16 protein-coding genes are annotated in these 26,002 nt (G+C 47.4%); 13 read left to right on the forward strand and 3 right to left on the reverse strand.

Going from position 1 to position 26,002, the window contains the following annotated elements:
• Positions 1 to 88: 88 nt before the first annotated feature.
• From HQ865_RS08340 to HQ865_RS08355, 4 genes are all read left to right on the forward strand, one after another.
• Positions 89 to 2,782: a glycoside hydrolase family 2 protein gene (locus HQ865_RS08340; RefSeq protein WP_173414457.1), complete on the forward strand. Its 2,694-nt coding sequence runs from the start codon at positions 89 to 91 to the stop codon at positions 2,780 to 2,782.
• 152 nt (positions 2,783 to 2,934) lie between these two features.
• The gene (locus HQ865_RS08345) at positions 2,935 to 4,890 is read left to right on the forward strand and encodes a rhamnogalacturonan lyase (RefSeq protein WP_173414458.1); all 1,956 of its coding nucleotides are present in this window, start codon (positions 2,935 to 2,937) and stop codon (positions 4,888 to 4,890) included.
• Positions 4,891 to 4,908: 18 nt separating this feature from the next.
• Positions 4,909 to 6,819 carry a rhamnogalacturonan lyase gene (locus tag HQ865_RS08350; protein ID WP_237073775.1) on the forward strand — a complete coding sequence of 637 codons (1,911 nt, stop codon included), beginning with the start codon at positions 4,909 to 4,911 and terminating at the stop codon, positions 6,817 to 6,819.
• A 24-nt stretch (positions 6,820 to 6,843) separates the two neighbouring features.
• On the forward strand, positions 6,844 to 7,926 hold the full coding sequence (locus tag HQ865_RS08355; protein WP_173414459.1) for an arabinan endo-1,5-alpha-L-arabinosidase: 1,083 nt from the start codon (positions 6,844 to 6,846) through the stop codon (positions 7,924 to 7,926).
• A 138-nt stretch (positions 7,927 to 8,064) separates the two neighbouring features.
• Here the strand turns inward: HQ865_RS08355 and HQ865_RS08360 are convergent, their stop codons facing one another.
• Complete coding sequence (locus HQ865_RS08360) at positions 8,065 to 8,892, reverse strand: SGNH/GDSL hydrolase family protein (protein WP_173414460.1); 828 nt, start codon at positions 8,890 to 8,892, stop codon at positions 8,065 to 8,067.
• Positions 8,893 to 8,927: 35 nt separating this feature from the next.
• Positions 8,928 to 9,902: a family 43 glycosylhydrolase gene (locus HQ865_RS08365; protein ID WP_202020459.1), complete on the reverse strand. Its 975-nt coding sequence runs from the start codon at positions 9,900 to 9,902 to the stop codon at positions 8,928 to 8,930.
• Positions 9,903 to 10,102: 200 nt separating this feature from the next.
• On the opposite strand from HQ865_RS08365, the gene HQ865_RS08370 reads away from it, so the two are divergent.
• Complete coding sequence (locus HQ865_RS08370) at positions 10,103 to 11,041, forward strand: glycoside hydrolase family 43 protein (protein WP_173414461.1); 939 nt, start codon at positions 10,103 to 10,105, stop codon at positions 11,039 to 11,041.
• Positions 11,042 to 11,110: 69 nt separating this feature from the next.
• Complete coding sequence (locus HQ865_RS08375) at positions 11,111 to 12,661, forward strand: alpha-N-arabinofuranosidase (protein WP_173414462.1); 1,551 nt, start codon at positions 11,111 to 11,113, stop codon at positions 12,659 to 12,661.
• A gap of 145 nt (positions 12,662 to 12,806) precedes the next feature.
• Here the strand turns inward: HQ865_RS08375 and HQ865_RS08380 are convergent, their stop codons facing one another.
• Positions 12,807 to 13,838: a GntR family transcriptional regulator gene (locus tag HQ865_RS08380; RefSeq protein WP_173414463.1), complete on the reverse strand. Its 1,032-nt coding sequence runs from the start codon at positions 13,836 to 13,838 to the stop codon at positions 12,807 to 12,809.
• Between the two features lie 234 nt (positions 13,839 to 14,072).
• Between HQ865_RS08380 and rhaT the strand changes: the two genes are divergently transcribed.
• The 7 genes from rhaT (at position 14,073) to HQ865_RS08415 (ending at position 25,847) form a co-directional block, all read left to right on the forward strand.
• Positions 14,073 to 15,155: an L-rhamnose/proton symporter RhaT gene (gene rhaT, locus HQ865_RS08385; RefSeq protein ID WP_173414464.1), complete on the forward strand. Its 1,083-nt coding sequence runs from the start codon at positions 14,073 to 14,075 to the stop codon at positions 15,153 to 15,155.
• A gap of 20 nt (positions 15,156 to 15,175) precedes the next feature.
• Positions 15,176 to 17,296, forward strand: coding sequence for a bifunctional aldolase/short-chain dehydrogenase (locus tag HQ865_RS08390; protein ID WP_173414465.1), 2,121 nt, complete (start codon positions 15,176 to 15,178; stop codon positions 17,294 to 17,296).
• A 102-nt stretch (positions 17,297 to 17,398) separates the two neighbouring features.
• Positions 17,399 to 17,713 carry an L-rhamnose mutarotase gene (gene rhaM, locus HQ865_RS08395; RefSeq protein ID WP_173414466.1) on the forward strand — a complete coding sequence of 105 codons (315 nt, stop codon included), beginning with the start codon at positions 17,399 to 17,401 and terminating at the stop codon, positions 17,711 to 17,713.
• Positions 17,714 to 17,731: 18 nt separating this feature from the next.
• Positions 17,732 to 19,006: a TIM barrel protein gene (locus HQ865_RS08400; protein ID WP_173414467.1), complete on the forward strand. Its 1,275-nt coding sequence runs from the start codon at positions 17,732 to 17,734 to the stop codon at positions 19,004 to 19,006.
• Positions 19,007 to 19,009: 3 nt separating this feature from the next.
• On the forward strand, positions 19,010 to 20,380 hold the full coding sequence (locus HQ865_RS08405) for an FGGY-family carbohydrate kinase (RefSeq protein WP_173414468.1): 1,371 nt from the start codon (positions 19,010 to 19,012) through the stop codon (positions 20,378 to 20,380).
• Entirely contained in the window at positions 20,367 to 24,098 is a 3,732-nt protein-coding gene (locus tag HQ865_RS08410; protein ID WP_173414469.1) for a DUF4450 domain-containing protein, read from the forward strand. The genes HQ865_RS08405 and HQ865_RS08410 overlap by 14 nt, the downstream gene beginning before the upstream one ends.
• Before the next feature lie 144 nt (positions 24,099 to 24,242).
• On the forward strand, positions 24,243 to 25,847 hold the full coding sequence (locus HQ865_RS08415; protein ID WP_173414470.1) for an arylsulfatase: 1,605 nt from the start codon (positions 24,243 to 24,245) through the stop codon (positions 25,845 to 25,847).
• Positions 25,848 to 26,002: the final 155 nt, after the last annotated feature.

The raw sequence follows: 26,002 nt of genomic DNA on the forward strand, positions 1-26,002 counted from the left end.
GTTTACACTTAGTGTATAACTAAATTTAATTCACCAATTAAAACCATCATTACCTGGTATTTTATAATGCCAATTTTATCTGTTACGAATGAAAAAACAAATCTTTAGATTATTACTGATTATTGCATTGCCCGCATTGTATAACCATGTTTTGGCGCAAGGCAATAGCGCGTCTGCAAAATTTCAGGCGCCGGCAACTCCGCGTGCCACCTATAACTTTAATCCCGGCTGGCGCTTTGTTTTTGGCGATGTTGCCGGTGCCGAACAACCCGGTTTTGATGATGCCGCCTGGACTGCCGTAAGCCTTCCCCATACCTGGAATGAGACTGATAGCTACCGTGCCTACATTAGCCACGGTGGTGGCGACCAGAGCGAGAAAATGCTGGGCGCGGGCTGGTATCGTAAGCACTTTAAACTACCAGCCAGCGCCGATGGACAAAAAGTATTCCTGCAATTTGATGGGATGCGCCAGGCAGGTAAATTCTTTCTGAATGGCAAACAAGTTGGTTTATATGAGAATGGGGTTACCGCTTATGGTCTGGATATTACTTCATCGGTGAAATTTGGTGGTCAGGATAACGTGATAGCCGTTAAGGTAGATAACAGCCCGGGTTATAAGGAAGAATCGACCGGTACCGCTTTCCAATGGAACTCTAAAGATTTTAACCCCAATTTTGGCGGGTTAAATCGCGATGCTTCGCTGATCATCACCGGAAAAATATATCAGACCCTGCCACTATTTATGGGCTTAAAAACTACCGGCATATATGTTTATCCCGAAGATATCGACCTGAAAAAGAAAACAGCTACCATTAAGGTAGAAGCTGAAGTATCTAATGAGGTTGCCGGCGATTATGCATCGATAACCTTATCGGCCGTAGTGGTGGATAATGAAGGTAATATCAAAGCTAAACTTGAAGGCAATACGTCTGACCTGGTTGCCGGCCAAAAAGAAGTATTTACCGCTGAAGGAACTTTAGCCGATGCCCGTTTTTGGGATGTGAAAGATCCCTATCTGTATCATGTATACTCGATGCTTACCGTAAACGGAAAAGTGGTTGACGTTTGCGATACCAAAACCGGTTTCCGTAAGGTTGAGTTTAAAGGCGGTGTTGGGACAGGCGGTGTTTGGCTAAACGGCCGCTTTGTTTGGCTAACCGGTTTCGCGCAGCGATCGGCAAACGACTGGGCGGGCTTAGGTGGTGGCTATCCAGACTGGATGCACGATTATACCATGTCGATGATCCGCGAAAGCAACTCTAATTATTTGCGCTGGATGCACGTATCGCCGCAACCGGCCGATGTTTCTGCCTGCGACAGATTTGGCGTAATTGAGGTTTGCCCGGCAGGCGATAAGGAACGCATGGTTACCGGCCGCCAATGGGACCAGCGCGCGGAAGTAATGCGCGCCTCGATGATATTTTACCGCAACAGCCCAAGTATACTTTTTTGGGAAGCAGGGAATACCATCGTAACACCCGAACAAATGAACCAGATGGTAGCCCTGCGCAAAGAACTTGACCCGCATGGAGGCCGCGTAATGGGAACACGCGATAACGATTTGGCCGAAGCCAATAAAGCACTGACTCCCATGTCTGAGTATTACGGTGTGATGATAGGGCAGGCCCCGCAAACTGATAGGGTTTCGGGCGATGATATCTTCCGTGGCTATAGTATCTCGCGACGCGATAAAGCTCCGCTGATCGAGACCGAGGATTTCAGGGACGAGGCCGGTCGTAATGTATGGGACGATTATACCCCGCCGCATTTCGGCTTCAAACCAAAATTGGGTACTGGTTCGGATGGCCGTGCGGTAGATACCTGGCACTGGAATTCGGAGACATTTGCTTTGGCTGGTGCAACACGTTACAACAGTTATGTAACCAATATGATCAGCAATACCGATCCGGCGCATTCTAAATGGGCGGCTTATTGTTCGATATACTTTTCCGATTCGGATGCCGACGGTCGCCAGCAGGGTAGTTACGTACTGCGGGTAAGCGGTAAGGTTGATGGCGTACGTTTACCTAAACCCATGTATTATGTAACCCGGGTTATGCAGAATGAGCAGCCAGATCTGCATATCATTGGCCACTGGAATTATCCGGCAGGTACTAAAAAAGCGATGTACGTAGCCGCTACGCATTGCGATAAGGTTGAATTGTTTGTAAACGGCAAATCGGTAGGTGTTCAAACCAAACCTACCGTATTTAAGGATACTATTAAAAAAGGCGATGCCCCTGTAATGGAGCGCCCAAGCGATGATAATACCGGTTGCATTTACGCTTTCCCTAATGTGGTGTTTGCGCCCGGCGCCATTAAAGCTGTTGCTACAAAAGGGGGGAAAGTAGTAGCTCAGCAGGAAATCCAAACCGCTGGCGAAGCTAAGGCAATAAAGCTTACCCTGCATACAGGCCCGCAAGGCTTGGTGGCTGATGGCAGCGATGTAGCCCTTATTGATTTTGAGGTGGTTGATGCCAAAGGCCGTCGCGTACCTACCGATGAAGCAAAGGTTGATTTTGCCGTGAACGGCCCTGTTGTATGGCGTGGTGGTTTTAACGCGGCCAAACTGAACACCACCAATAACCTGTACCTGGATACCGAGTGCGGCATTAACCGTGTAGCTATCCGTTCAACAGAAAAAGCAGGCACCATCACTATAACAGCCAGCCGCCCGGGTTTAACCAGCGCGACTTTAAAAGTTGACAGCAAGGCGGTGGATATCAAAGGTGGTATTACTGGCAGCATGCCGCAACAAATGGCAGGTGTAGCGGCTAAATAATTAATATAGGGGGTTTCCTGTATAACATCGGCGGGGATACCAAACCCGCAATGATCCTTAAACCTAAAGGAGCCTTTCAGTCTATCGAAAGGCTCCATTTTATACCATATTGTAAACCTAAATTAAACGCCTGGTGGCGTAACGGAAAACTTATGAGAAAACTTTACAATTTCAGATCAGCAGGGTTAAGGCACTTAACCACATGTTTATCAATTGCCTGTTGTGCTACTTTTGCATATGCACAAGGCCCCGGCCCATCTATACTTAACCTGCCTGCCAAAAAGGTAACCAAAGTAACGCAGCCACGACAGATGGAAAACCTTGGCCGCGGGATGATAGCTATACACAAAGGCGCCGACTCGGTTTACGTAGGTTGGCGTATGTTGGGTACCGAGCCGCAAAGCATCGCGTTTAACCTGTACAGGCAAACCGGTAGTGCCGCCCCTGTAAAGCTGAACAAACAGCCTATTACGGAAAGTACTAATTATGTTGATACCAGGGTTGATATCAGTAAAACCAATTCCTATTTCGTAAAAGTAGTTACAGCAGGTAAGGAGGGCGCGGCATGCAAACCATTTATATTGGCTGCCAATGCCCCGGTGCAGCAATACATCAATATCCCGTTGAAAACGCCGCCGGGTTATACACCCAACGATGTATCGGTGGGCGATCTGGACGGCGATGGCGAATACGAGATCATCCTCCATCAAACTGGCCGTGGGCGGGATACTCCATCGCCGGGCTTGACGGACGCGCCGATATTCCAGGCTTATAAAATGGATGGCACCATGTTATGGCAAATTAATCTTGGCGAAAACATCCACGAAGGTGCGCATTATACGCAATTCATCGTTTTTGATTTGGATGGCGATGGCATAGCCGAATTTGCGTGTAAAACTGCCGATGGCACCATTGACGGAAAAGGCAAGGTAATTGGCGATAGCACCAAGCACTGGCGCCGTACCAATGTAGACCCACGAAATACCTTTTACGGAAAGATTCTTGATGGGCCTGAGTACTTTACCATCTTCAGCGGCCGTACCGGCGAGGCTTTGGCCACTACCGATTATATCCCGAACCGCTATCCAACAGCAGGTTGGAGCGGACATGGCGGCAACGGCGGCAGCGATAATACCGGCAATCGTGTAGACCGATTTAACGCCTGCGTAGCTTACCTGGATGGTGTGCACCCCAGTGTGGTAATGTGCCGTGGCTATTATGGCCGTTCGGTATTAGCTGCCTGGGATTGGCGCGGCGGCAAACTCACCTCGCGCTGGGTGTTCGATAGCAAAGATGGGGAAAATCCATACTCGGGCCAGGGCTATCATACGGTTAGCGTGGCCGATGTGGATGGCGATGGTAAGGACGAGATCGTTTACGGGTCGATGGTGGTAGATGATGACGGAAAAGGCTTGTTTACAACCGGCTATCGCCACGGCGACGCGCTGCACGTATCCGATCTGGATGTTGAACGGCCAGGACTGGAGGTTTTCGGTATTCACGAAATTGAGGACAATACCAAAGGCCCCGGCGCTACGGTTTATGATGCGCAAACCGGTGAAACACTGTATAAAGGCAACATGGATAAAGACCTTGGCCGTGGCGTAGCCGAGAATATCGACACTACCCGCGTAGGGGCGCAGATGTGGTGGAACGGTTCGGACCTGATGGATATCCATGGTAATCGCATAGGGCCTGCCCCCGGATCGGTAAACTTTGTTTGCTGGTGGGACGGAGACCTGACGCGCGAATTGCTGGATGGTAACCACATTGATAAATATGGAAAAGGACGCATCTTTACCGCCACCGGTGCCGTATCTAACAATGGTTCAAAATCAACCCCGGCCTTAAGTGCCGACTTGTTTGGCGACTGGCGCGAAGAGGTGATATTACGCAGTGCCGATAACCAAAGCCTGCGCATTTATACCACCACCATCCCAACCAAGCATAAGATATACACGCTGATGCACGACCCGCAATACCGTGACGCCATTGCCTGGCAAAACTCGGGCTATAACCAGCCGCCGCATGTGGGTTTTTATTTGGGTTATGGTATGAAAGCTTTGCCTAAACCTAATATCGTTTTGGTTCAACCGGTTAAAAAATAAACCCTTTAAAATACAGGTATGAAGCTATTGTTTAATTTGATGATCCGCGCAGGGATACTGATGATCATCCCCATAAGCCTTTTTGCCCAGCGCCAAATGGAATATTTAGGCAGGGGAGTAGTAGCTATACATCAGCCCGGCGATAGCGTTTTTATAAGCTGGCGTGTACTCGGCACCGATCCGGATGATATGGCTTTTAACCTGTATCGCAAAACAGGTAACGCAAGCCCGGTAAAACTGAACAAATCGCCGATTACGGGGGCTACCATATTCTCGGATGTTAAGATAGATTTCACCCAGGCCAATGCTTACTTTGTAAAACCCGTACTTAAAGGAAAAGAACAACAGCAAAGTGAGGCTTTTACACTTGCGGCTAATTCGCCTGTGCAGCCCTACTTATCGGTACCATTACAAACGCCGGCCGGGTATACGCCCAATGATATATCGGTAGCCGATCTGGATGGCGACGGCGAATACGAGATCATCTTGCATCAAACCGGTAAAGCGCACGATAATTCGCAGGCTGGTTATACCGATAAGCCGATACTACAGGCTTACAAGTTAGATGGGACGCTTATGTGGACTATCAACCTTGGCATTAACATCCGCGAGGGCGCGCACTACACCCAGTTTATGGTGTACGATTTTGACGGCGACGGCCGTGCTGAACTGGCCTGCAAAACCGCCGATGGTACTGTAGATGGCGTAGGTAAAGTAATTGGCGACAGTACTAAGGATTGGCGCAACAGCCAGGGGTATATCCTTTCCGGCCCGGAATACCTGACCATGTTTAACGGTATGACCGGCGCTGCAATGAACACCATCGATTTTATCCCGGCCCGTTATCCTGACAACCTGAATCCGACAACACAACAACTGAAGGATATGTGGGGCGATGGCTACGGTAACCGTATGGATCGGTTTTTAGGGGCGGTGGCCTACCTCGATGGCGTGCACCCCAGCCTGATCATGAGCCGAGGCTGCTATACCCGCACCTTCGTTACCGCATACGATTGGAAAGGCGGTAAGTTGGTTAAGCGATGGGCCTTTGATAGTAAAGACCGCTCGAACCCGTACTCGGGACAGGGTAATCATAATCTGAGTATTGCCGATGTGGACGGCGATGGCAAGGACGAGATCATTTATGGCGCTATGACGCTGGATGATAACGGCGAAGGCTTATACTCCACCCGCATTGGCCATGCCGATGCGCTGCACGTCGGCGATCTTGATCCCGACCGGCCTGGGCTGGAAGTGTTTGATACACAGGAGCGATTCTCGGACGCCGGCGCAAACTTCCGTGATGCCCGTACAGGCGAGGTGCTTTGGAAAAAGGCATCGGTAAAGGCTGGTGGCGATGGCGAAGGGCCGGGTAGGGCTTTGGCCTTAAATGTCGATCCAAGATATCGTGGTTCGGAATGTTGGGTGGCAGGCGCCGGTTTAACAGGGATGTGGGATGCCAAAGGCAATAAGATATCGGAAAAGAACCCATCGGTAAACTTCGGCATATTTTGGGATGGCGATTTGCAAAGCGAATTGCTGAACGGAACCAGCATCGATAAATGGGATTACATGAACGAGCGGATGGTGAATATCGTCAACGCCCGCCAGTACAATTGCTTATCCAACAACGGCACCAAATCTACACCATGTTTATCGGCAGATATTTTAGGCGACTGGCGCGAGGAAGCCATTTATCGCACAGCTGATGGTAAGGAGTTACGCATCTTCACAACCACTATACCCACCACGCACAAGCTATACACCTTTATGCACGATCCGCAATATCGCTTAAGTATTGCCTGGCAAAATGTGGCCTACAACCAGCCACCGCATACCGGTTTTTATATGGGCGATGATATGCAGCCGCCACCTAAGCCCAATATTACGCTGATCAAGTATAAGGGTAAGCAGTCAGCTAAAAAGTAACGGGTATTATTTAACCAATATAAAATGAACAGGTATTTTATAACAGGCATCGCAATAGCGCTGTCGGGCATAGCTTATATAACTAACGCGCAAACTACGCCGCCCGCAAGCCCACCCGCAAATCAGCAAGCCCAGCGGGGCCCCAGGCCCGATTTGAATATCAGCAATAATGGCCTGAACGGCAGTTTGGGCGTACACGACCCGGTGATGATAAAGGCAGGCGGCACTTATTACGTACTGACCACCGGCATGAATATGAAATCATCCACAGACATGATCAACTGGCAGAATGCAGGCAGCGTGTTTGGAAGGGACGCGAAGTTTAGCTGGTGGAATAATGACATCCCCGATAAGGTTGGCCTGTGGGCGCCTGATATTCATTACGCCAATGGTAAATATCATCTGTACTATTCGGTTTCGGCCTGGATGAACTTTAACTCGAGTGTGGGTTATGCTACCAATGTAACTTTAGATCGTAACAGCCCCGATTACAAATGGGTGGATGAGGGCAAAGTGATCGATTTCAGGAACGGCGGCGAGAATGTGAACGTGATCGACCCGAACTTCTTCCAGGATAGCGATGGTAAGCAATATTTGCTGTACGGATCTTACAAAGGTGGGTTGCGCTTAGTCGAGCTTGATCCTAAAACCGGTAAACCATTCGGCGATAAGCCCGAGCTTACTACCATCACCACCAGCCTTGGCGAAGGCAGTTTTATTATTAAAGGGCCTGAGTATTACTACGTCTTCGCATCGCGCGGAAAATGTTGCGCAGGATTGGAAAGTACCTATCAAATCGTTGTTGGCCGCGCTAAAACTGTGAAAGGGCCGTACCTTACTAAAGAGGGTAATGCATGGACCGACAACAAATACACTGTGTTTTTAGCCGGCAATTACGACGAACCTGGCCGTGGACATAATGGTTTCTTCGCGCAGGGCGATACAACTTATATTGTTTACCATGCCTATACCCGCGCATTCAACGGGCAATCGTTACTGAATATTAAACCGCTTTATATGGATAAGGACGGCTGGCCAAGTTTAGACCCGAGCGATAAGCTGTTTAAAATGCCGGCTTACGAGAAGAAGTTGTTTGTAGGGAAATAGGTTGTAGAAACTTGTTATTGCGAGCAATAGCGCGGCATCCCATAGGACATTCATCGTGGACCTGCCAATGAGATTGCCACGTCGCGCTTTCGCTCATTTCCTCCCGCCGCTCCTCGCAGCAATGACAATTGTAGAGGTCTAATACTTCTTCATCACCCCAACTAACATCTTCGCGATAACTGAAAGCCCTTTATCCGACGGATGTAAACCATCGTAGGTCATATCAATGGCATCTATAGGGTAGGGGTACTCATCCGCTACCGGATCGAAAGGAACGGTGGTATATTCGGGATAGGTAAAGTTTTTGTACTGCCCGGTCTTAGGATCTTTCAATCGCTTATATTTTACAACATTAGCGGGGGTAATGCCGCTTTTGTAATAAAGGTCTACCAGTTCAAAGTTCTCCAATTGGGCAATGTTTTTAACCGCGTCGGCAAATTCAGATAGCTGATGCCCGTTCTTCTCTTTGTACGATCCGTAGGCGTTGTTCTTAAAGTTTTTTACGTAAACAAAATCCCCGCGTTGCATAGGCGTGATGAGGATGATCTTTGCTTCGCTGTTCTGGCTGCGGATCTTATTGATGACGGTTCGGTACGCGCCGTACATGGTTTTATTGCCGGTGCTGTTCTTGTAATCATCCAGGGTGCCTAAGGTATTGCTGCCCCACCAATCGTTAGTACCTAAATAAACGGTGTAAATGTCAGCCTTCATCACATTTAAACCCTCAATAGCGGCAGCCATGCGGGCGGTAGTCCAGCCGTTATGGCCGTAGTTAATATAATGGATGTTGGGTAACTCTTCACACACGCGTGCCATATAACCAAGCGTGGTGCGGTTATTGGCTTCTTCTGGATGCCCGTCCAGGTAGGTGATGGAATCGCCAATGGCGGCCCAGCTCAGCTCTTTTTTTGGAGCGCATGAGGTGCAAACAAACAGGAAAACTATCAGTAGTATCGATCTTTTCATTATCAGCAGATATTGGTTCACCTAAAATAATAATATTACTTCGGCTGTGTCAAATTTATCTCTGTTGGTGCATCTCTGTCGCAACTAAGGGTACCATCAGCATTATACTTCAATTCGGTTACCTGTATCCAGCTACGCTTCCTGACTTCGACAAAGTAAAACAGGTAAGCCCTGTCGTTACTGATCACCACATCGGCGTGGTCGCCTTTGGCGTTGTCCTCCTTGCCTGTACCTGGTTTTTCCACAAGTCGTGCTTCCTGCCGCTTCCAGTTTAGCCAGTCGTCGCTACTGTATACACCCAGCCCTTTCCAGTTATCAACTATCAGCCAGTTATGTCCTTTCCAGCTAAAGGCTATAGGGCCTTCGCCGGCCATATCATGCACGGCCTGTCCTTTATCCGTCCAGTTGTACAGATCTTTGCTATCGGCATAATAAATGGATTTACCGGCCTTTTCATTGTTGTAAAACATGCGCCAGGTGCCGTCGGGCAATTTGACCACGTATGGGTCTATTACCTTTTCGTTCACCAGTTTTAAAACTGCTTCATACTTCCAGTTGCGCAAATCCTTACTGGTTAAGTGTACAATTACGCGGGGATGGTTCCAGTCGGTAAATGTTCCCGGCACATAGGTGAGGTACATATGGTATAAGCCCTTATTTTCTATCAGCGCGGGGGCCCAATGGGTAAAACCCGAATCGGGCCGGTAATTGATATTTGCAGTATCTACATATTTCCAGTGCGCGCCATCAGCCGATTCGGCGATGCCTATACGCGTGCCATGTACCCAGGTAACCCCTTTGGCGTTCTCATCCGTCGCGCGGCGATTGGTGTAGAGCATCCACCACTTTTTCGCTTTCTTATTCCAGATAATGGCCGGATCGGCTGCACCATCATAAACGGGATCGTGAAATAAAGGCTTATCGGCAATATGATTACTTTGCGCAAAGGTGTGTTTAATTGCTGCTAAATTTAAAACAAGCGCAATCATTAATAAAAACCTGGGTTTCATAATTTTTTGGGTTCGCTGATATGAACAGATAAATAAAAATAAACGTATGTTTGACGGTTATAATGGTATAACAAATATATTTTACCGGGCATAATAAACCATCCTGTTCCATACGGTAAAATAAGGATGGATTATTGCCTTTAACCTATTATTGAAGTATAAACCGATCGGCTCTCCGGAATGAAAATTAAAATCGCTATATGAAAAAGTTCATATTTCTGCTACTTATTGCTATTAGTTTTAATGCCTCTGCTCAGCAGGCAAAGGAAGTTTACCTTTTTAGTTACTTTAAAAACAACGGGCAGGATGGTTTACATTTAGCCTATAGCTACGATGGCTTGAAATGGACAGCATTGAAAGGAGATAGTTCTTTCCTTACCCCAATGGTATCGAAGGATAAGCTAATGCGCGACCCTTGCATCATTCGTGGTGCCGATGGTATCTTCCACATGGTGTGGACCGATAGCTGGACCGATAAAGGCATTGGCTACGCCAGTTCGGCCGACATGATACATTGGTCGGAGCAGCAGCAATTGCCGGTGATGGAAAAAGAAGCCAACGCGCTCAACTGCTGGGCACCCGAGATCACTTACGATAAGGCATCAAAAACATACATGATCTATTGGGCTACAACTATCAAGGGTAAATATCCAACAGATACGCTGGTAGAAAAGGGCTATAACCACCGCATCTATTACATCACCACTAAAGACTTTAAAACCTATACGCCGACCAAATTACTGTTCGACCCCGGTTTTAACAGTATCGACGCTACCATTGTGCCTGATGGCAAGCGCTTTATTATGTTCTTTAAGGATGAGACACCGCGCCCGCCACAAAAAAACATCAAGATAGCTTATGCCGATAAACTGACCGGCCCATACAGCAAACCATTGGATCCTATCACCGGAAATTACTGGGCCGAAGGACCGACCACCTTGCGAGTAGGTGATAAGTGGATAGTTTATTTTGATAAATATACCCAGCATAAATATGGCGCCGTAACATCTACCGATTTGAAAAGCTGGACAGAGATATCAGATCAGATCAGTTTGCCAAAAGGCATCCGCCATGGTACGATATTGAAGATCACACCGGAAGAGTTGGCTAAAATTGTACACCCCGCAGATAAAAAATAACAATAATTGTATTTTGTACATTTATTAATATTTTTTAGATTTACGGTGTAAACCAATCAAATCTAAAAAATGAAGCAACCTTTACAGTACTTTATCGCGGGCGCATTGCTGTGTACTACCAGCCTATGGTCGTACGGACAAACCGCCAAAGCAACTATCAGCAACGATTCAAAGCTGGTGATCAGCAAACATATTTATGGTCAGTTTGCCGAACACCTGGGCCGTGGTATTTACGATGGTTTTTGGGTAGATAAAAACATGCCGGTAAAAAAGCAGGACCGTATCCGTATGGATATTGTGGAGGCGCTGCGTAAAATAAAGATCCCAAACCTGCGCTGGCCCGGCGGCTGCTTTGCCGATGAATATCACTGGCGCGATGGCATTGGCCCACGCGCTAACCGCCCTAAAATGGTGAACACTAACTGGGGCGGCGTAACCGAAGATAACAGCTTCGGCACCCACGAGTTTTTAGAACTGTGCAACCTGCTGGGTTGCGAGCCATATATTTCGGGTAACGTAGGCAGCGGCACCGTTCAGGAAATGTCGAACTGGGTAGAATATCTCAATTTTGATGGCGCAAGTCCGCTCACTAACCTACGTAAAGTTAACGGGCACCCGGAACCGTTTAAAGTAAGCTTTTGGGGTGTAGGTAACGAAAGCTGGGGCTGCGGTGGTAATATGACGCCCGAGTATTATAGCAACGAGTTTAGAAGATATGCCGCCTTTGCTAAGGATTATCATGACGCTAAACTGAAAAAGATAGCTACTGGCCCAAGCGATGCTGACTATAACTGGACAGAATCGCTGATGAAGAATGTGGGTACCCGCATGTGGGGTTTGGCGCTGCACCATTATACCCTGCCAACCGGCGATTGGAAAGATAAAGGCTCGGCTACACAATTTACCGAAGCCGATTACTTTAAAACCATGCAAAACTGCCTGAAAATGGAGGAGTTGGTTACCAAACATTCGGCCATTATGGACAAGTACGACCCGGCTAAAAAAGTAGCTTTAGTGGTTGACGAATGGGGGATATGGACCAATGTAGAACCCGGCACCAACCCCGGCTTCCTTTATCAGCAAAACAGTATGCGCGATGCTTTGATTGCCGGAACTAACCTTAATATCTTCAACAACCATTGCGAGCGTGTGAAGATGGCTTGCCTGGCGCAAACAGTAAACGTGCTGCAATCGCTGGTGTTGACTAAAAAAGAGAAAATGATCCTGACGCCGACCTATCACGTTTTCGATCTATACAAAGTACACCAGGATGCCCGCTTTTTACCGATGAAACTGGACGCGCCGGATTATGAACTGAACGGACAAAAGATACCGGCAGTAAATGCCTCTGCCTCGCAGGATGCCTCGGGCAAGGTGCATATCTCATTTGTAAATCTGGATGCATCGAAGGATATCACTATAAAAGCCAATATGGGCGATATCAACTGGAACAATGTAACCGGGCAAATCCTTACATCGGCCAAGCTTACCGATATTAATACCTTTGAAGAACCCGGTAAAATAAAGATCGCGCCATTTTCAGGTGCTAAAAAGGAGGGTGGTATCGTATCGGTGGTGCTGCCGGCGCATAGTGTTGTAGTGCTGGAGTTGAAGAATTAGAACCCCTCCCTAACCCTCCCCAAGGGGATGGAACTAAAAAGAGCTTGTCATTGCGAGCGATAGCGTGGCAATCCCATAGGACAATCGAAGTGGACCTGCTTATGAGATTGCCGCGTCGCTACGCTCCTCGCAATGACAAGACATTTCATAAAGACGACCTTAAGGTCAAATAAAACGGTACCTCAAATTTAGATGGGGTGCCGTTTTTAATAATATCGGCAGTCATTTCCCCCATTTTCTCAAAATCGGTAGAGATGGTGGTCAGGCCGTTAAGGATGATCTTTTTAAGCGGGGTTTCGTTGTAGGATATCACGCCGATATCTTCACCAATTTTTAACTTGGTTGACAGGATGCGCTCGATCAGGATCACCAGGTCATTCTCCATCAGGTTAATGAATACCTCACCTTTATTAATAGGCTCACTTTGGATATCGTGCACTACCTTATAGCTGAACGCGTATTGAATGCAAAAGCTAAAGAAGCCTTTCAATATCTCGTTAGGGAAGTAAGTATACTCGGGGAAGATGATCTTTAGCGTATTGTATTTGCTAAGTTGAGGTAGCGCTTCCTCCAGCACGTGGAAGATATCGCGCTCAAAGTTTTCATAAACCGCGCCAAAATCGCCGGTTACGCCGGGCACCAACTTATCCAGTAAGATCAGTTTTTCCTTTGGCAGGGTGTTGATGATCTCGTGCACATTCTCACCGCCATCCATAAAATGGGGAATGATCACATAATGGGTATAATCGTTGCTTTTGTTTTGCAGCAGCTTTTTAAAGAAGGCGAAATCGTTATTGTAAATATAAAAATCGATGGCGGCTTCGTTACCTAAGCCATCCACAATAGCATCGTACAATATTTTTTTGTGCGGACTAAGCTTATTAAATATCAGGAAAACCTTATATTGCTGTTCGGCCTCGGCGTTTTTAATATAATATCCCTTGCCGGGCACCGATCCTAACAGCCCGATGGACTTCAGGTATTTATAAGCCTTTTCAGCCGTATCGCGCGAGATCTCAAAATTGTAGTTCAGCTCGTTTATAGAGGGCAGTGTATCATTCTTCGTCAGCTTTCCTTCCCGTACACTTTGAATAATAGAATTGGCTAACTGCAGGTACTTTGGGGTAGATGAGTAATAGTCAATATAAATGTATTCTAAGAATAAAGAAGATTTCATGGCCTTATCACAAAACTGGTTAGTACTATTGGGGCCTAAATGTAAATTTATTCGCGATAAAATGCTAACAAATCTTAAATTAATCATGACGGTGCATGATGGCTGGCTTAATACACTAACTATCAAAAAATAAAGCTATTTATTAACACTTTAACCATGACAGTGCATGATAGCTACTATATTATGCTTTTCTAAATTTAGTCCGTCAATTACCAATTATAACAGATATAACAAATGGAGATCATTTTTGGGGTTATTTTTCATTTTATAGGCGGCTTTGCCTCCGGAAGTTTTTACATACCTTATAAAAAGGTAACAGGGTGGGCCTGGGAAAGCTTCTGGATAGTAGGCGGCCTGTTCTCATGGCTTATCGTGCCGCCATTGGCAGCATGGTTAACTATTCCGCATTTTATGGATATTATCAGGAGTGCTGATAGTAGTGTGTTAACGTACACTTATATTTTTGGCGTACTGTGGGGGATTGGCGGTTTAACTTATGGTTTAGGTGTGCGCTACCTGGGTGTATCCTTAGGCAGCACCATTATATTAGGCTTATGTTCGGTATTCGGTTCACTTGTGCCGTCTATATATTACCAGTTCAAACCGCAGCCGGGTAAAGACACTATCGAAACACTGGCTACTACGCAATGGGGACAATGGGTGCTGGTTGGTATAGTAGTTTGCGTAGTGGGTATTATTATATGCGGCAGGGCAGGTAGTTTAAAAGAAAGGGAACTTTCTAAAGATCAGGAAGTCGCAACCAATAACAGCGATTATAAGTTTGGCCTGGGTATTACCGTAGCTATCATATCGGGTGTGTTGAGCGCCTGCTTCGCCTTCGGTATAGATGCCGGTAAAAGCATGGCTAATATCGCCAATGATGCATGGAAGGCTATTCACCCTAACCAGGGTAATTTCCTTTATCAAAACAATGTTACTTATGTAGTGATACTTTGGGGCGGTTTAACCACTAACTTTATATGGTGTATGATATTGAACGCGCGTAACAAAACGTTCGGTAACTACACTGATAGCAGAACCCCCTTATTAAAAAACTATTTGTTTTCGGCACTGGCCGGTACTACCTGGTTCCTGCAGTTCTTTTTCTACGGCATGGGCGAAAGCCGCTTAGGCAATGGCGCCAGCTCGTGGATATTACACATGGCCTTTATCATCCTGATTGCCAACACCTGGGGATTGGTGCTGAAGGAATGGAAAGGCGTTAGCAAGAAAGCATTTACAACTGTTATAGTAGGTATTATCACCATCATACTTTCGGTAGTGATAGTAGGCTACGGCAACTCTATAAAACCTTAATTTTTTATATTAAACACAATATGTCAGTTAACACGATTGATTTTAAGCATGTAAGTTACCTGTGGGATGATGCAAAGGCGGCAGAGCTGGCCGGCGATGAGGTAGCACTATTAATATACCGTTCTAACCTGTTGGGCGCCGATCTGCGTTTAACCAACTATGGCGGCGGTAATACTTCGTGCAAAGCCATGGCCAAAGACCCCCTGACCGGTGAGGAAGTAGAAGTGATGTGGATAAAAGGTTCGGGTGGCGACATCGGTACGCTGAAAAAAAGTGGTTTAGCCGCTTTGTATGTAGACCGTTTGCGCAGCCTGAAAAATGTCTACCGTGGCATCGAGCACGAAGACGAAATGGTTGAGCTGTTTAACCATTGCATTTACGACCTTGCTTCAAAAGCCCCTTCAATTGATACCCCGCTGCATGGTTTCCTGCCATTTAAGCACATCGACCACCTGCACCCCGACGCGGCTATCGCGATAGCTGCCGCTAAGGATGGCAAAAAGATCACCGAAGAATTATTCGGTGGTACTATTGGTTGGGTTGAGTGGCAAAAACCAGGTTTCGACCTTGGCCTGCAACTGAAACAATGCCTTGATGAGAACCCGGGCATCCGTGGTATCATGCTGGGCTCGCACGGTTTGTTCACCTGGGGTGATACCGCTTACGAAAGCTATATGAACACCCTTGAGGTAATTGAGCAATGTGCTGAATACCTGGAGCAAAACTATGGTAAAAAAGGCCCGGTATTTGGCGGCCAGAAAATAGAGAGCTTAGAAGCCGAAGCTCGTAAAGCACAGGCAGTTGCTTTAGCGCCGATACTGCGTGGTTTCTGCTCGTCAAAAACCAAAATGATCGGTCACTTTACCGATGATGCCCGTGTATTAGAGTTCACCAACTCTAACGACCTTGGCCGTTTGGCTCCACTGGGTACCAGCTGCCCTGACCACTTTCTGCGTACCAAGATCAGCCCGCTGGTGTTGGAACTGGAAGCAGGCGAGGACCTGAGCGATGTTGCCGCCCTAAAAGCGCGTTTAACCCCTGCATTTGAGGCTTACCGCAAAATGTACGAGGATTATTACAATACCTGCAAGCACCCAAACAGCCCGGCCATTCGCGATGCTAATCCGGTGGTTATCCTGTACCCTGGTGTAGGTATGTTCACTTTTGCTAAAGATAAGCAGACCGCCCGTGTTGCTGCCGAGTTCTATATCAACGCCATCAACGTAATGAAAGGCGCCGAGGCTATCTCTGAGTATACTTCATTGCCACGCCAGGAAGCTTTCAATATCGAGTACTGGCTGTTGGAAGAAGCTAAATTACAGCGTATGCCTAAGCCGAAAGCATTATCAGGCCGTATCGCTTTAATTACCGGTAGTGCCGGTGGTATTGGTAAAGCTATCGCCAAAAAATTTGCCGAAGAAGGTGCCGTAGTGGTACTTAACGATATGAATGCCGAGCGTTTAGCTGAGGCTGGTGAAGAGTTTAAGAAATTATTTGGTAAAGACATTTACACTACAGCTGTATTAGATGTTACCAAGGGCGAAGATATTGCCGGCGCGGTAGCCGCGTCTATCCTGGCATTTGGCGGTGTCGACCTGATCGTGAACAATGCCGGTCTGTCTATCTCTAAAACTATTGCCGATCATACCGAAAAAGATTGGGACTTATTATATGATGTATTGGTGAAAGGCCAGTTCATGATCACTCAAGCCGCTGTTGCTGTAATGAAGAAACAGGACATTGGTGGCGATATCATCAACATCGTAAGCAAAAACGCTTTGGTTAGTGGCCCTAACAACGCTGGTTACGGTAGTGCCAAAGCTGCGCAAATGCACCTGAGCCGCCTTAACGCTGCCGAACTGGGTGTAGATAAGATCCGTGTGAACGTGGTTAACCCTGACGCGGTGATCAGCGATAGCAATATCTGGGCTGGTGGCTGGGCCGAAGGCCGTGCAAAAGCTTACGGTATCACCGTTGCCGAACTGCCTGCTTACTACGCGAAACGTACTTTACTGAACGAGATCATCTTACCGGACGATATCGCTAACGCCTGCTTCGCGCTTACCGGCGGTTTGCTTAACAAATCGACAGGTAACGTAGTGAACGTTGACGGTGGTGTAGCTGCTGGTTTCGTTCGCTAACGCGAGTTAATAGTTGATTGGGTTGATTAAGTTGATTAAGTGAGTAGTTTTAACTTCTCGGCCAACTCAATCAACCTAATCAACTTAATCCAACTAATAACTATGCAAAGAGTAGCCTTTAAAATGAAATTATTCCCCGGCCTGAAGGAGGAATATAAAAAGCGCCACGACGAAATATGGCCCGAATTATCGGCGTTATTGAAAGAGACCGGCGTAAGCGATTATTCCATATTTTTAGACGAGGAAACCAATAGCCTGTTCGGCGTACTTAAAGTAACCGACAAGGCAAACCTTGATACCTTACCTGCGCAAGCCGTAATGCAAAAATGGTGGGCCTATATGGGCGATATTATGGAGAGCAATCCCGATAATTCGCCGGTGAGCGTACCATTGACCGAGGTTTTTTATTTACCATAACCAATATACCTATAAATTATGCAGTTAGAAAAATATAAGATAGACGAAGCTAATCAGCAGAAGGCAGCGGCACACCAGCGTAAATTTGACTATGTGGCCGGCGAAGTTGCCAACCTTGATGATGTGATGGAGAAATTAGCGGCGTTCAATATCGCTATACCAAGCTGGGCCTTAGGCACCGGAGGTACCCGTTTCGGCCGTTTCAGCGGAGGCGGCGAGCCACGTTCGTTAGAAGAGAAGATAGAAGATATTGGCGTGCTGCACGCGCTTAACCGTTCAAGTGGTGCTATTTCGCTGCACATCCCCTGGGATATCCCAAAAGATGCCAAAGCCATCAAAGCATTAGCGGCCCAGCACGGCTTGCGTTTTGATGCCATGAACTCTAATACTTTCCAGGACCAGTCAAACCAGGCCCATAGCTATAAATTCGGTTCGCTGCAGCATGTAGATAAAGCAGTACGCAAGCAAGCCGTTGAGCATAATATCGAAGTAATTAAACAGGGCATCGAGCTGGGTTCTAATGCCTTAACCGTTTGGCTGGCCGATGGTTCTTGCTTCCCGGGTCAGTTAAATTTCCGCAAAGCCTTTGAAAATACTTACGAAAGCCTTGAGGAGATCTACGCCGCTATGCCGGATGACTGGAAGATGTACCTGGAGTACAAATGCTACGAACCTAATTTCTATTCGACCACGGTAGCCGATTGGGGCCAATCGTACATGTATGTAAACAAATTAGGTCCGAAAGCTTACACGCTGGTTGACCTTGGCCACCACCTGCCAAACGCCAATATCGAGCAGATCGTTTCGCTGCTGATGATGGAAGGCAAACTGGCTGGGTTCCACTTTAACGATTCGAAATATGGCGATGACGACCTAACCGTAGGCAGCATCAACCCATACCAACTGTTCCTGATCTTTAACGAACTGGTTGAAGGTATGGACGCCCGCGGCATGAACCACGCTAACGACCTGGGCTGGATGATCGACGCGTCGCACAACGTAAAAGACCCGATTGAAGACCTGTTACAATCTGTCGAGGCTATTAAAATAGCTTACGCGCAGGCCTTACTGGTTGATAAAAAGAAACTGGTTGAAGCGCAGTTGAACAACGATGCCGCTTTAGCACAGGAAGTATTACAGCAGGCTTACCGTACAGACGTTCGTCCGCTGGTGGCCGAATCGCGCTTACGTGCCGGTGGTGCTTTAGACCCAATTGGCGTATTCCGCAGCTTGCAGGTACGTGGTAATTTAATTAAAGAACGCGGCGAGAAGACCGTAGCTACCGGTTTATAAGATATGACGACTACACCTGTAATAGCGATCTTTGATATAGGCAAGACCAATAAAAAATTCTTCCTGATCAACGAGTATTACAAGATCGTTTTAGAGCGCACCACATCCTTTGATGAGACCACCGACGATGACGGTGATCCCTGCGAGGATGTGGCCAAACTGAAAAGCTGGGTAGACGAAACTTTGAAAAATGCCCTGTCGCAAAAGAAATTCGACATGAAGGCCATCAATTTTTCAACCTACGGTGCCAGCTTTGTACACCTTAATAACAATAACGATGTTACCGCTCCGCTTTGCAATTACTTGAAGGATTTTCCCGAAGACCTGAAGCAGGAGTTTTACAGCAAGCACGGCGGCGAAGAGAAGATCGCGCAGGAAACAGCGTCGCCTGTTTTGGGTAACCTTAACTCGGGCATGCAGTTATACCGCATCAAGCACCGCAAGCCGGAATTGTTCAACCGGATCAAGTATTCGCTGCATCTGCCGCAATATCTTAACCATTTGGTTAGCGGTAATTTCTATTCGGATATTACCAGTATCGGCTGCCACACCCAGTTGTGGAACTTTGGCGAAAATACCTACCATGCCTGGGTAAAAGAGGAAGGTATCGACAAAATACTGGCTCCGATTTTCCCATCGGATAAGGTTGACGAGGTAATCATCGATGGCAAACCGTATGCTGTTGGCGTGGGGCTGCATGATAGTTCTGCCGCGCTGATCCCATACCTGGCTAATTTTGCCGAGCCCTTTGTACTGATATCTACCGGTACCTGGTGCATTAGTTTGAATCCGTTCAATAACAATGTATTAACGCCCGAAGAACTGAGCCAGGATTGCCTGTGCTACATGGAATATCACGGTAAACCGGTAAAAGCATCGCGCTTATTTGCCGGTAATGAGCATGAGCAGCAGACTAAACGCATTTCAGCCCATTTTGATAAGCCTAGCTTTTATTACAAGATGGTGGCCTACGATGCCGACCTGGTACCCACTATACCGTCAGGTGTTGCCGGGACTGGCGTAAACCAATCAGCTTTTGTTGACCGCGACCTGAATAGTTTTAAAACCTACGAAGAAGCCTACCATTGCCTGATAGCCGATATTATGGAGCAGCAAAAAGCATCCACGCATTTGGCTATACAGGATACACAGGTAAAGCGCATTTTTGTTGATGGTGGCTTCAGCAAGAACCCTATCTACATGAATTTGCTGGCCAAGGCCTTCCCTAATTTCGAGGTGTATGCCGCTTCGGTTGCGCAGGCTACGGCCATTGGCGCCGCGCTGGCCATCCACAAATACTGGAACAATAAACAATTACCGGCCGATATGATCGAGCTGAAATATTATGCGGTTGCACACAATGTTGAAATATAAAAAGCAAAGCATTTTATACCAATCAGGCAAACAGTTAATGTTTGCCTTTTTGTTTACGTCAGTATTTTTGCCGACGGGCACTCATGCCCAAACCCAGCCATCGCTCAAATTATGGCATGGCATAGAGCGTGAATTACGTTACCATCCCGATGGACAAGACTTTGTGATCAATAACGGCAAACGCCGCTTTAACCGCGCGTTGTATGGCACGAATACCGCATTCCGTGTGGAAGCCGGCGACCTGCCTGAGTTTGCCCTGTATCTGCCCGGTATGGGCGGCAATCTGAAGTTTGGGTTAGTTAGCGGCACCGAGAGCAAGTGGCTCATCAACACCGCATCTATCGAAGCCCGCTATCGCCCGGGCACCATGATCTACACCATTAAAGATCCAATGTTGGGGAACGGTACATTGAACATCCAGGTATTGGCCGGTTCTGCCGATGAGAACATCATCGTAAAAGCCAACTTCAGTAATACCAACAAGAACGTAAACCTGCTGTGGGCATTTGGTGGCGCTACGGGCAAGAAATTCTCGCGCGATGGTGATATCGGTGCCGATCCGGAGTCCTCGTTTTACCTGAAGCCCGAGTATTGTAACGGGAACGTTTACACTATCGATCAGCAAAAATTCACCCTCAATTTTAGCGGTAAAGCTATGAGCGAAGCCGGTCGCTACGAAATTGACCAGACCGGAAAGGGGGAAAACAAGGTAGAGACGGTTGTAAAGAGTATGCTGTTCGGTCAATTTCCCGTTTCTGAACAGGTACATGTAGCCGATGCCAATGCGTTGAGCACACCGCTAAGCCTGCTTAATTCGAAAGGAAGTACACAGCCAGTATTAACCGGTGTATTAGATGCCACGCCGGGTAAAGATCAATATTGGGTGATTCAAAGCGGAAAAAGTTTGGGTGCTAACACACCAACACAACTATTCAATTCGGCCGAGGCCGCCCGCCAGAAATTAGCTTCGCGTGTTCAGGTTAAAACACCTGATCCTTTTATCAATACATACGGTGGCGCATTAAGCGTTGCTGCCGATGGTATTTGGGAAGACCCATCGTACATGCACGGAGCTGTGGCCTGGCGCATGCGGTTACCGGCCTGGCGCGGGCCTTATGTAGCCGATCCGCTGGGCTGGCACGATAGGGCATGGTCGCATTTTAGCAGTTACGCCTTATCGCAAATGACCGAACCTGAAAGCGGCCCCGTTACGCCGGACACCGCCCTGCATTTGGCCCGTCAGTTAGAGAAACTGGGTACGGCCATGTTCAGTAGCGGTTATATCAGCCGCAACCCCGGCGGTAAGATCGTGCCGCATCATTACGACATGAACCTGGTTTACATAGACGAGTTGCTGAACCATTTTAAGTGGACCGGCAACCTGGACGAGGTAAAGAAACTATGGCCAACCATCAAACGATCCTTAGCCTGGGAAAAACGTAATTACGATGCCGATGGCGACGGGCTGTACGATGCTTATTGCGCCATTTGGGCCAGTGATGCCATGCAGTATAGCGGGGGTGGGGTAACGCATTCATCGGCCTATAACTACCGCGCTAACCGCGATGCCGCCTTTTTAGCCAAACTGGTAGGCGATGATCCAAAGCCCTACGAGCAGGAAGCCACGCATATCCTTTCGGCCATGAACAAACAGTTATGGCTAAGCAAGCAAGGCAATTACGCCGAATATAAAGACCTGCTGGGCGAGCAATTACTGCATCCATCAGCCGGTTTGTGGACGATATATCACGCTATCGATTCAGATGTGCCGGATGCTTTCCAAACCTACCAGTCGCTGCGATATGTGGATACGCATATTCCGCACATTCCGGTGATAGCCAAAGGCTTGTCGGGCGATAATTACCTGTTATCAACCACCAACTGGGAGCCTTACGATTGGTCGCTGAATAACGTGGTAATGGCCGAGAACCTGCACACCGCCTTAGCTTACTGGCAGGGCAACCGCCCCGAAGATGCCTACAAACTTTGGAAAAGCGCCATACTGGAAAGCATGTATTTGGGCGCGAGTCCGGGTAATTTCCAGCAGATATCATTTTACGATGCCGTGCGCGGCGAACTGTACCGCGATTTCGGTGACCCGATAGGTATGGGCGCCCGTTCGCTGGTGGAGGGGCTTTTTGGTATCCGGCCCGACCTGCTTAATAATACCGTCACCATAAAACCCGGCCTGCCTGCCGAATGGAATTATGCATCGTTAAGCGTGCCTGATGTGAAGTTCGATTTTAAACGCGACGGGCAATCGGATACTTATTTGGTGGAGAGTAACTTCGCAAAGGGCACTAATTTTAAATTTATTATACCAAGGCTTACAGAAAAGGTTAACTCGGTTACACTGAACGGTAAACCTGTTCAATGGGCAGCAGAAGCGGCGGTGGGACAGCCTTTAATGGTTATTAATGCAGGCAGGCAAAGCAAGTACGCTTTGAAGATAACCTGGAATAAAGCAACTACATTTACCACAAACACATCTGCCGAAGATAAGAACTGTTACCAGTTTATCACTGTCGATACTGTTTTTAAGATGCCGGTATTAGCGGTGACCGACCCACAGCATGTATTGAGGGATCACAGGATACAAGGTAAGCGGCTTTATTATACGGCTGATGAGCATCCCGGGCATCACACTTTTTTTGCGAAGATCGGTAGCGCTGGCCTAAATTGGTGGGTGTCCATAAATATCAACATATCGCCAAGTTTATACATTACTGCTCCGCTACAGCAGCCCGAGAATGAGTTGCGGTTTAAAGCCTTCAATTACCTTTCAAAAAGCGTTAATGTAAAAATTAACCATCGTCCGTACACTGGCCGTGGAATGGAAGTTTCCACCGAACATGACCTATCGAGCGATGTAGTTATTCCCGTTCAGGACATATTACCCGGCACTAATGCCATAAATGTTGTTCCTAATGGATTAAAAGGCGGGGGGATATTTGATACCACCATTATCAATTGGCATGTATCGCTCCCTAAAAATCTTAGATCGGAAACCATCAACCTGCAACCCTATTTTAATGATAAGGTAACTAATATCTTCAAAAACCAATACCTGTCGCCCCGACCAAAATCGCCTACGCTGCAGTTGCCAACGCAGGGTATCGGTAACTGGGCTTACCCATTGGTTACGGCCAATATTGATGATAGCGGTATCAAAAAAGAATCGGTTGACGGCATGTTCACTACGCCGCAGGGTATAAAATTCGCTATCGATAGGGGCAACGATAAAAACATCCTGTTTACCTCGCATTGGGATAATTATCCAAAACAAGCAACGGTACCATTAACCGGCAAGGCGTTGCACGCTTACTTCCTGATGGCCGGTTCAACCAATCCCATGCAAAGCCGCATGGTTAACGCTACGGTAACGGTAACTTATACTGATGGCAGCAAAACCGTGCTGGAGTTAAAGAACCCCGAGAACTGGTGGCCGATTGAGCAGGATTGCGATAACGATGGCTTCGCTTTTGATATTGACGCCCCCCGACCTTTACGTGTGCACCTGAAAACTGGTGAAGTAACAGATAACAACCGCAAGTTTACCGGCATAAAAGGCTTCAGCAATAAAGGGGTAGATGGCGGCGCGGCTACAGTATTGGATCTGCCGCTTGATCCGTCGAAGCAATTAAAAGATTTGCTATTGGCCACTCATACCAATGATGTGGTGATAGGGCTGATGGCGGTAACATTGATCAGGCCATAAATTGTAGAGACACGATACTTCGTGTCTCCCCGTAATAAAAGAAACATATCATGAGACACGATACTTCGTGTCTCCCGTAATAAAAGAAACATATCATGAGACACGAAGTATCGTGTCTCTACATTAGAAAATTGAATATAGGTCATGAAAAAACTGTTCACTTTGCTTGCATTAGGCTGTTTAGCTTCGATAGGTTTCGCGCAAAAGAAAATCGCTAAAAAGCCCAATATTATTATCATCCTGGCCGATGACATGGGCTACTCGGATATCAATTGTTTTGGGTCAACCATCCAAACGCCTAATATTAATGATATGGCTAAAACAGGTTTGGTGATGACCAATTTTTATAACGCCTCGCGCTGCTGCCCGTCGCGCGCTTCATTGCTAACGGGCTTGTACCAACATCAGGCTGGGGTAGGCGATATGGTGAATACCCGAACCGAACCCGGCTACCAGGGCTACCTGAACCACAATTGCGTAACCATTGCCGAGGTGCTTAAAACCGGCGGCTACAATACCTACATGGCTGGTAAATGGCACGTAGGCACAGCACCCGAGAACTGGCCTGTAAAACGCGGTTTCGATCATTATTTTGGTTTGATAGATGGCGCGGGCAGCTATTTTAACCCGACCGCGCCATATCGCCCCAATCAACATTTAACAGTTGCTTTGGATGATAAACCTTTTACGCCCGGCGCAAACTGGTACTCTACCGATAACTATGCCGATTACGCGGTGAAGTATATTAAGGATAACAAAGCTACCGGCAAGCCATTCTTTTTATACATGGCCTTTACCAGTCCGCACTGGCCGCTGCATGCTTTGCCCGAAGACATTGCCAAATACAAAGGTAAATTTATGAAAGGCTGGGATGTGCTGCGCGAAGAACGCCTGCAGAAAATGATCGCCCTGGGCATCGTACCTAAAGATACCAAACTATCGCCCCGCGATCCGAACGTGCCCGAATGGAACTCGCTGACCGAAGCTGAAAAAGTTGACTTTGATGATAAAATGGCGGTATATTCGGCTATGGTGGATCGGATGGATCAAAACATTGGCCGCATCCGCCAGGCGCTGAAAGAAACCGGCGTTGACCAGAACACCCTGATTATGTTCTTGTCTGACAATGGCGCCAGCAGCGAGTACACTAAGGGCAACGGCTTCCTGCCCGAGATACTGGCCGCGGCCAAAAAGCCCGCCAGCGACCCGACATCGTTCACCACCTACGGTTTCCCCGGTGCTAATGTAAGTAACACGCCGCTGCGCCTGTTCAAGCATTGGGAATACGAGGGTGGTACCGCTACGCCGTTCATTGCCAACGGACCTTCCATCATCAAAAAGCATATCCAAAGCGCCCAACCAGCACACCTGATCGACCTGATGGCTACCTGCCTTGATGCAGCCGGCGTGGCTTACCCAAAAACCTATAACGGCAGCAACATTACCCCAACCGAAGGCGTAAGTCTGTTGCCACTGATGCAAGGTAAAGTGTGGAAAGGCAACAACGCCCTGTTTTTTGAGCATGAAGGCAACCGCGCCGTACGCCAGGGCGACTGGAAGCTGGTATCGCAATATCCTGAGAACAAATGGCAGCTTTATAATATCAAGACCGATCGTGCCGAGCTGACCGACCTGAGCGCACAATACCCCGACAGAATGAAAGCAATGATAGCCCTGTACGATGAATGGGCGCCAAGCGCAGGGGTAGTGCCTTTTGATAAGTTGGGTAAGGGCAAAGGCGATTTGTAGTAACGGCATATCTGTCGCCAGTTCAAGCGTCCACGCTTGAACTCATTATAATGTAGCGTCTACGCTTACGTTAACAGGCGAGGTTGTGTTTTATCCAGCAAAAAGGGTTAACATAACTTAACATATTTTTGTGTTAACATTTGGAGTATGTATTT

The organism is Mucilaginibacter mali (assembly GCF_013283875.1).
Taxonomy (GTDB): Bacteria; Bacteroidota; Bacteroidia; order Sphingobacteriales; family Sphingobacteriaceae; genus Mucilaginibacter; species Mucilaginibacter mali.